The organism is Shewanella sp. MSW (assembly GCF_007636515.1).
Lineage (GTDB): Bacteria > Pseudomonadota > Gammaproteobacteria > Enterobacterales > Shewanellaceae > Shewanella > Shewanella indica.
The window spans coordinates 1-1,420 of sequence record NZ_LVDR01000039.1; the positions used below are offsets into that span (position 1 = coordinate 1).

General features: G+C 45.2%; 2 pseudogenes. Both read right to left on the reverse strand.

Annotated features, from left to right (window positions below):
* Positions 1-101 precede the first annotated feature (101 nt).
* A pseudogene (locus tag AYI96_RS20720) lies at positions 102-521 on the reverse strand (transposase); the annotation flags it as partial.
* Positions 522-557: 36 nt separating this feature from the next.
* Positions 558-815: pseudogene (locus AYI96_RS20215) on the reverse strand (helix-turn-helix domain-containing protein); the annotation flags it as partial.
* Between the last annotated feature and the right edge of the window lie 605 nt (positions 816-1,420).

The window sequence follows — 1,420 nt, forward strand, 5'->3', positions numbered from 1 at the left end:
ATGAGCAGATGTCTTTCGCCCCCATGTGAGATGGTGCTGTGGATATGTTGAGAATGGCTCGACTGGTTTATCTGGTCAGATTTATCCAGTCCCTGCTCTATCCAGCCCCTGGAGCACAGAGATTTCACCCGACCAGTATCCTCAATGAAGGTATTCCAGGCTCGGGATACTTACTCAACAATTTGATCGTAGCAATCGAATACTCGGTTGGAAAGACAGTGTTGTCTGAGCCATTGCCAAACTTGCTCCATTGGGTTCAGCTCTGGGGAATAAGTGGGCAACTTAATCAAAGTGAGTCAAGGTGAAGCATCATGGCATCTTTGTTGACCAAGGGCGTAATCAATGCTTCCGTTTTACCGTTACTTGGGCAGACTGCCCCAAACAGATACCCATAATCAAATTGCTGCTGTTCGACGGCACGGGGACGGCTACTCCGTTTTGCCCAAAGTCTTGTCGTTTTGGCCAAATCTGGCTTCGTCTTGGAACCACACATCCACACGCTCAAGTGGAAGATGACCCGGGATGAGACTGAAATCAAGCGCATGGAGTAAGCGGTACACATTGGTCAAGCTATAGCTCACATGCAGGTCGTTACCGATATAAACTCTGATATCTTCAGCTATTAAGCGTCCACCATCCTGCTTGATGGCATTTTTCTCGATAAACTTTTTAAGTTGCTCTAATTGATGAGAGAGTTGATTGGGTTGTCCGGGTTTAGGTTTATCAAGCAAACCATTGAGCCCATCAGCCAGGTAATTTGCGACCCAAGTATTAATACTAGTTCGACTCGCACCCAGCAGGGCTGTTAAGGACATAGTTGTCCGTGCGTATTCTTGATAAATGCAGCGGCCGCAACTGAGCTAATGAAGAGTGGTAGGTATTAATCGTTTATCTATAGCTATTCACTAATGCTCTAAGTTGCCCCAGACTAAAAATATAGCTATGTGATTGCTAAGTTAGTTGGCGCAGTTATTTTATCATCGGCATGTATGAAGATGCCGGGTACTCAAAGTCGCTGAGCCGTGCAGCTAAACTTGGGGATTCTTGTTTCTAGGCTATGAATTTAGGCACAACCCTGTACGGGATGAGAAAACATTTCAGCAATTATGCTGAATCTCAATTATTTCTGACTGGTTTCATGGCTAATGAGGTGTATTACATGGGATGAATCTTTCTCCTGAGTCTGACTAGCAGAATTGCTTATACAAGTCAGTTTGTGGATAAGTCTGTGGTTAATTGGTAGGTAAGCTGTGTGGTTGAGCGGGGTTTCTACAGTCAGTCAATAAAGTGGTTTTTTCTTTTAAAAAGCCCTTGCACAAAAGTTTAGGCTCCCTATAATGCGCTCCCACTGACACGGCACAGCGGCAACGCGAAAGACGTGACAGGGTCGAAGAAAAGAGGCTCTTGAGTCCTTTCAACG